5 protein-coding genes are annotated in these 7,966 nt (G+C 39.0%); all 5 read left to right on the top strand.

Annotation, left to right across the window (positions count from 1 at the left end; translation table 11 throughout):
* Positions 1-223 precede the first annotated feature (223 nt).
* Complete coding sequence (locus tag AC3DU7_RS19115; RefSeq protein WP_488040900.1) at positions 224-412, top strand: peptidoglycan-binding domain-containing protein; 189 nt, start codon at positions 224-226, stop codon at positions 410-412.
* Between the two features lie 85 nt (positions 413-497).
* On the top strand, positions 498-1,472 hold the full coding sequence (locus AC3DU7_RS19110; protein ID WP_488040899.1) for an acetyl-CoA carboxylase carboxyltransferase subunit alpha: 975 nt from the start codon (positions 498-500) through the stop codon (positions 1,470-1,472).
* Positions 1,473-2,734: 1,262 nt separating this feature from the next.
* Positions 2,735-3,457, top strand: coding sequence for a GTP cyclohydrolase I FolE (folE, locus tag AC3DU7_RS19105; protein WP_488040898.1), 723 nt, complete (start codon positions 2,735-2,737; stop codon positions 3,455-3,457).
* 377 nt (positions 3,458-3,834) lie between these two features.
* Entirely contained in the window at positions 3,835-5,277 is a 1,443-nt protein-coding gene (locus tag AC3DU7_RS19100; protein ID WP_488040897.1) for a phosphoglucomutase/phosphomannomutase family protein, read from the top strand.
* Positions 5,278-6,373: 1,096 nt separating this feature from the next.
* The coding region (locus AC3DU7_RS19095; RefSeq protein ID WP_488040896.1) for an NACHT domain-containing protein at positions 6,374-7,966 on the top strand (1,593 nt) is incomplete at its 3' end.

Raw genomic sequence — 7,966 nt, 5'->3', positions numbered from 1 at the left:
ATGTACGGTTTTGGAGAGCAACGGCTTTCGTGAGAGAGTCGTTGACTTTAATTATATTAGTCGCGGGCGGGCAGTCCGAGACATTAAACGGACGCGGAGGAAAGCATAAGACTACCGCCAAGGTAGCAGCACCCAATGTTAGCGACAGCTATGCGAAGCAAAACGTCCACCCACCGAAGAGCTTCGGTTCAGTAGGAATATCCGCGCCTTCAGGCCGGAGAGGATGTCAACAACTCTCAAAATTGGCATGAGAGGTAATGCAGTCAGAGGGTTACAACAACGTCTTAAGGCCAAGGGATTTTTAAAAGGAAAAATAGATGGGAAATTTGGCCTTCAAACTCAAACTGCTGTTAAGATGGCTCAAAGAAAATATAAACAACAGCAAGATGGAATTGTAGATACCCCTCTATGAATAGCTTTACTACGTTAATCAAAAAACTGATCAACTGTGGTAAACTTAACAATGTTAACGTAGAACTTAAAAGAAAAAACTAGGTGTGCCTAAATCAGAACGTAAAATTCTCCTAGATTTTGAAAAACCTCTAGCAGAATTAGAAAACCGTATAAATCAGATTCGTGAACTAGCTAAAGACTGTAGTAGTGTAGATGTCTCTGAGCAAATTAGCCAACTAGAAGCAAAAGCAACTCAACTACGTCAAGAAATCTTTAATGGTCTTTCCCCTGTACAGAAACTACAGTTAGCTCGCCACCCAAGGCGACCAAGTACTCTCGATTATATCCAAGCTATTTGTGATGAGTGGATCGAATTACATGGCGATCGTGGTGGAAGTGACGATCCAGCAATAGTAGGTGGCTTGGCCAGAATAGATGGAATGCCAATTGTTATTATTGGTCATCAAAAAGGACGAGATACCAAAGATAATGTGGCCCGTAATTTCGGCATGGCCTCAGCAGGAGGATATCGCAAAGCAATGAGGCTAATGGAACATGGCAATAGCTTTGGAATGCCAATCTTGACCTTTATCGATACTCCTGGTGCATGGCCAGGTATAGAAGCCGAAAAATTGGGACAGGGAGAAGCGATCGCTTACAATCTACGAGCAATGTTTCATCTAGATGTACCAATAGTTTGTACGGTGATTGGAGAAGGTGGTTCAGGTGGGGCTTTAGGGATTGGAGTGGGCGATCGGTTGCTCATGTTAGAACATTCTGTATATACAGTTGCTAGTCCTGAAGCTTGTGCAGCAATTTTATGGAAAGATGCTGGTAAAGCTTCTCAAGCTGCGGATGCTTTGAAAATAACTTCTTGGGATTTAAAAAATATAGGGATTATAGATAGTGTCATCCCAGAACCAAATGGTGGCGCTCATGCTAACCCATTACAGGCAGCAGAAAATCTCAAAAAGGCCATAATTAGCAATATAGAAGAATTAACTAAGATCAGCAGTGAGGAGCGCCGAAAACAACGTTATCAAAAGTTCCGTTCCATAGGAGTATTTTTGGAAACTTAAAAACTGAAATTGATTTTGTCTTCTGGTTAACCGCTTCGTGGAAGTCAAAAATCACAAATTATTAACCCATTAATAAAAGTTTGATTTTTCGACGGATGAATATCTTCTCTCTGTATCCAGTTAATTTTTTTGACTAAATCCACAAAATGGATAAGAAAGATTATTGTTAGTGACTTAATTATTTCTACTCTGGGAGTACTCAATAGACGATCCACATAATAAAATGTAATTCAATGAAGTGATGAGAATTTAGTATACTTTTAATAAGTTGATTTTAGGTTATACTAGAAACTAAGTTATAGTGTCAACCCTAATAAGAATACAATAAACGGTTATTAAAATAACCTCAGTAGTTTTTCATCTATCACTTTAGCTAGGGAAATATTGCTCTCATAACTCTCAAACATTTTATCAAAATGTTAGCGTAAAACCCATACCATAGCGCAGCTTGGTGTCATATGGTAATGCTAACAAATCTTGCGGTTTCACAGATAATCTGTAAATCAACGCAAGTATAAATATTTTGGCTGCCGGGCAGGCAGTGTAAGTCTGTCGAGCGACTGTAAGACCTGAAGTGAGTAAATCCCTGAAGGCGGGTGCATTGAAGCAAGTCCTAACCCGTGAAGGTTATGAATCCCACGTTTGATCTATTGATTCAGCGCTGGGAGGATGTCAACTAGTAAAATTAATAAAATTCAACAGAATCTAGATAGAATTTTTTTCTTTCATTGTTTTTCAATTTGTTCAATTCACTTGCAAATAAAAAGTCGCCCGACAAGGGCGAGGCTTCAGACCTAATTTTTCGGTGAAAATAGATTCTTGCTCGGTGTCATACTTACAGCAGAGAAATTTTTAATTTCTCATTCTCATAGTTCATTGCTAATTAGGGTTTGCTGAATAAAGTATGAGTGGTAAAGGCAGGAGCCAGAATTTCCTACGTAATGCTCCGCAAACAGCAATCCTGCAATTCAGGAGGAATGGGAATTGTAGAAGAGGTAGTCAGAGGAATCATCCCTTGATTTTCTGCCCCACTATGCGCCCAAAATGCGCTCTCTTTTGAGCTATTACTACCTAGAAACTGGTACTCCCTTAGTGCTAAAACCTTTGCCTGTAAAGACTTTTAAATTTAATCAACAAACCCTAATTAATAACTAAAACTGATTACCACCAATGAACAGAGAGCTGCACTCTAAGCTAAATGGCCTAGCAAAAGTTAGGTCAAGATACAACTTGCTTTTTTTTAAATCTGATCCGGATCTATTATGACTCAAACTTTTTCCAACGCTTCCAATAACACAACTAGCACCAATGGCTCTAAAACATCTGATGCAGCTACAAATGGTATTTCTCACCGACCTGACCGCAGCTCCTCATCTAATGGTCAACCGATAAGGCAACAACCTCCTGCTGAAGAGACCAATGAAGCAATGATGGAGGCAGTACGGACAATACTACTATCAGTAGGAGAAAATCCTGAACGAGAAGGATTACTCAAGACTCCTAAGCGGGTTGCAGAAGCAATGCGATTCCTCACTCAAGGCTATAATCAATCCCTTGAAGAAATTGTCAATAATGCCATTTTTGACGAAGGTCATAATGAAATGGTTCTAGTTAGAGATATCAATCTTTTTAGTCTTTGTGAGCATCATATGTTACCATTTATGGGAAAAGCTCATGTAGCTTATATCCCCAATCAAAAAGTAGTAGGTCTGAGTAAGCTAGCTCGGATTGTGGAAATGTATTCTCGTAGATTGCAAGTTCAGGAGCGACTCAACCGTCAAATTGCTGAGGCAATTCAACAAGTTTTAGAACCAAAAGGTGTTGCAGTTGTCATAGAAGCTACTCATATGTGTATGGTAATGCGAGGAGTACAAAAGCCTGGTTCCTGGACTGTTACCAGTGCTATGCTTGGTTTATTTGAAGAAGATCAGAAAGTTAGAGAGGAATACCTGAGCTTAATTCGCCATCAACCTGCATTCTTTTGAAGTAGCAATCAGTAATCAGCAATCAGCAATCAGCAATCAGCTTCTAGTTGCGTGTATAATAAGGGATACTCAAGAGAAGCAGCTCCGCGTCTACAAACCCCCATAAAAGGCGTACCATGCACTTTTTCAAATATAGTGGGGGAACTTAAACCCTTGAATTTTCAGCTAATAGTGAAATACTGTTTGCGGAGCATTCCGGAACGGAAAAGCTGATAGCTAGTTCATGGCTATTAACTGAATGCCCTGGGAATAAGGAAGCAACTTTTCTTATTTCCCTCTTCTTTTCGATAATAATTATGTATAGAAAAGTAGGGGAAAAAGCTGAGAGTTAAAGCAAATAATTAAACAAACAAATCTATTATCAAGAGATTTATGGTATGGCTAAACCAATAAAATTTGGAACAGATGGCTGGCGTGGTGTTATAGCTGATGATTTTACTTTTGAACGAGTTTCTTTAGTAGCCCCAATCGCAGCGCAAATTTTAGAAAAAAATTATGCTGGTTCCACGAATAATAGTAAAACAGTAATTGTTGGCTACGACCGTAGATTTATGGCCGAAGAATTTGCCCAAGTTGCTGCTGAAGCTGTTCAAAATGCAGGGTTTGATGTACTGTTAACAGAAACTTATGCTCCTACTCCAGCTTTTAGTTGGGCAGCATTTGAAAAACAAGCTCTTGGGGCAATCGTCATGACTGCTAGTCATAATCCAGGAAAATATTTAGGGTTAAAAGTAAAGGGTGCTTTTGGTGGGTCAGTTCCTCCAGAAATTACACAACAAATAGAAGAATTATTAACAGTTGAAGTAGAAAAAAATCCAGTTCAGGGGAGCAAAATAGAAAGTTTTAATCCTTGGCCGAGTTATTGTGAAACTCTACAAAAAATGGTAGATATTAACAACATTAAGTCTGCTATTAATGAGGGAAAATTAAAGGTTTTTGCAGATGTAATGCACGGAGCTGCGGCGGGAGGGTTGCAAAAGATATTGGGAGTAGAAATTCAAGAGGTTAATGGTAGTCGCGATCCTTTATTTGATGGTGGTGCACCTGAACCTTTGCCTCGCTATTTGAGTAAACTTTTTAAAGAAATGAAAAGTTATCGAGCAGCAAATCAAGGAAGTTTATCAATTGGATTAGTGTTTGATGGAGATAGCGATCGCATTGCTGCGGTGGATGGTGAGGGGAATTTTCTCAGTTCCCAAATTTTAATTCCTATTCTGATAGAACATCTAACAACTAGGCATGGGTTTAGTGGGGAAGTTGTAAAGACTATTAGTGGTTCCGATTTATTTCCCAAGGTGGCACAGTTATATAATATGCCAATTTTTGAAACTCCCATTGGTTATAAATATATTGCCGATCGGATGTTGTCAACTAAGGTGCTTGTGGGTGGAGAAGAGTCTGGGGGTATTGGTTATGGTACTCATATTCCGGAAAGGGATGCTTTATTATCTGCACTTTATTTGTTAGAGGCAGTAGTAATGTCTGGTGAAGATTTAAGTGCAATTTACGGGAAACTGCAAGAAAAAACTGGTTTTAGTTCTGTTTATGACAGGATAGATTTACCTTTGCCTAATATGGAGGTGCGATCGCGTTTGTTGGAGCAGTTACAAAATTATCCTTTGACAGAGGTTGCTGGACAAAAAGTGGTTGATTGTTTGACTATAGATGGTTATAAGTTGCGGTTGGCTGATGGTCGTTGGTTATTGATTCGGTTTAGTGGTACTGAACCTGTTTTGCGACTTTATTGTGAAGCTGCGAATATGCAGCAGGTTAAGCAGACTTTGGAATGGGCTAAAAATTGGGCTAACAGTATTGCTTGATTTATGCAAAGTTTTTGCTAGACAAGGATTTAGCCACGGATACACGGATGATTTATCTGCATTCTGTGAAGCTCTAAAAAACGGCAAGGATTTTCCTCTTGCATCCTCAAAAAGCGAGTGTGTAATTCCGAGGAGACCTCGGAATGAAAGACACACTCAAGACAAATTGTGATATAATTTAAGCATTGGGGTTAACTCGCCCCTACGCATGACTTTTTATTCAACCTCAAAACAGCATTTAGTCACTGAATATATATAGAAGGGAAACTCACACCATCAAAGCAGAGAAAGTTATCATCCTGTGAAGCTCCAAGGAAAACAGCAAAGTATTTCCCCTTGCATCTTCAAAAAGCGAGTGTGTAATTCCGAGGAGACCTCGGAATGAAAGACACACTCAAGACAAATTGTGATATAATTTAAGCATTGGGGTTAACTCGCCCCTACGCATGACTTTTTATTCAACCTCAAAACAGCATTTAGTCACTGAATATATATAGAAGGGAAACTCACACCATCAAAGCAGAGAAAGTTATCATCCTGTGAAGCTCCAAGGAAAAAAGTGGCGATCGCCAAATTCGCCTGCCCCATCAACAGTATCAATATTATTCATGTAGAAGCGATATAGCTACCACACTTGCTCCCCTAACGCTATATTCACAAATCCAGAAATTTCTCATCCTGTGAAGCTCCAAAAAAAACAGCAAAGTATTTCCCCTTGCATCTTCAAAAAAATCCTTGTCTAGCAACAACGATTTGGCCACAGATATAGCAATGAGCGCTGGTATATTTACAAATTGCAGGATTTGCCCAATAGCTAAAAGTCTTATGTTATCGGCAATTTATTCCCTCTGTTGCCAGATGAGCTGTTGCCTGTTGCCTGCGCACAGCGCTATATACGGATGATTAATCTGCATTTTGTTAAGCTCTAAAAAAACGGTAAGGATTTTCCTCTTGCATCGCCAAAAAAATTGTGATACAATTTAAGCATTGGGGTCAACTCGCCCCTACACATGACTTTTTATTCAACTTTAAACAAAATTTCGCCACTGAATATATATAGATTTAACTTCCGCGTAGCGGTACTAGATATAAAATTATGGAAGCAGGTTTGGTAGGTTTAGCAGGTTGGGGATTATCAAAAATAGCAGATTCATTGTGGGATACTGCTTGGGAAAAAGGAGGTAAAAGCCTCACTCAATCTCTCAATAAAACAGATATAGAAAAGGCAATTAAATCTGGAGAAAAAGCTGTGAAGGAATGGGAAAATAAACTCTCGCCTCAACAGCTTTTATTTTATTCGGCTAAACAAGATGGTTGGGGTGGAGTTAATAAATTTCTCAGCCAATACTTTCAACATTCTGCTGTTTTGCAAGAGTTACAAAAACCATTAGTTAGTGAAGGCAAGCCAGATATTGATATTTTAGTTACTATTTTTCAACAAGAAGCACAGACAAAAAATATTCAATTAAATCAACAATTTTTACAACCTTGGATAGAAACTTTTGTGAATGCTTATTTTCAACAAACTGATACTTATATTAAATTCCAAGTAGCTAAACAAAATTATTTTGAACAGTTAGCAAATTGGTTTGATGATGTGAAATTTGCTGGGATTTCTGTGCCTGGGCAAGAAGTAGAAAAGTCAGAAAAATTAGCCTATATTTTTGTCATGCCAGATGTGGTAGAAGATATCTCCATAGGAGGAGGTTTTGAAAGAGATTTATTATTAGCTGGAACTGGGGAAAAACTGGAAAGAGAGCTTTTTGTAAATACTACTGGCAGAAAATTTTTAGCCTCGGAATTATTGACTCAAAGTCAGTCACGGAAATTCGTAATATTAGGTGCGCCTGGTTCGGGAAAAACAACTTTGATGAGTTATTTTGCCGTGATGTTGGCACAAACACAACCTCAACTTTTGGGTTTAGATCCAAACACGGACTGGCTGCCAATTTTAATCAGGATGCGAGATTTGGCAAGACATCCAGACAAAAGTATTCTCGAATATGTCCGCGTATTTGCCGAGAAAACTATGGCGGTCAAAACTTTACCAACAGGATTTTTTGAACATTGGTTAGAAGATGGCAGAGCATTAATATTGTTGGATGGGTTGGATGAAGTGGCAGAGGAGGGAAAACGTTATGATGTTGTTAGGCGCATTGAGAATTTTTTAGGGCAGTTTGACAGAAATAGAGCAATTATTACATCTCGCCCTGCTGGTTATCGACGCGACTTTTTCCGCACAGAGGAATTTCCCCACTATCAAATGCAGTCGTTTGATGATGAGAAGATTTCGGCATTTATCAATAATTGGTATGACAGTCGGTTTCAGGATCAGGCGGAGGCAGAAAGGCGCAAGGAAAGTTTACGAAAGGCGTTGGATGATAATGACCGGATTAAGTTATTGGCCCGAAATCCTTTGTTATTGACTATTATTGCTTTGATTCATAGGTATCAGGCGGTTTTGCCCAAAAGACGGTTTGAGCTTTATGATGCTGCGGTGAAGACACTGTTAACTTCTTGGGATGCGAATAAAGAAATTAGTAATCATGGGGTGTTTAAATATTTAGATTTAGACGATCTACGCAGGTTGATGGAATTGTTGGCTTTTTGGGTGCATACTCAGGGAAATGTTGAGGATAATGAGGGTGGCACGTTGATAGATAGGGATGAGTTGATAGAGCAGTTGAGT

It is taken from the genome of Okeania sp. (assembly GCF_983059655.1).
Note: the sequence above shows the minus strand (reverse complement) of the source record. Positions and strands in the feature narration are given on the sequence as shown.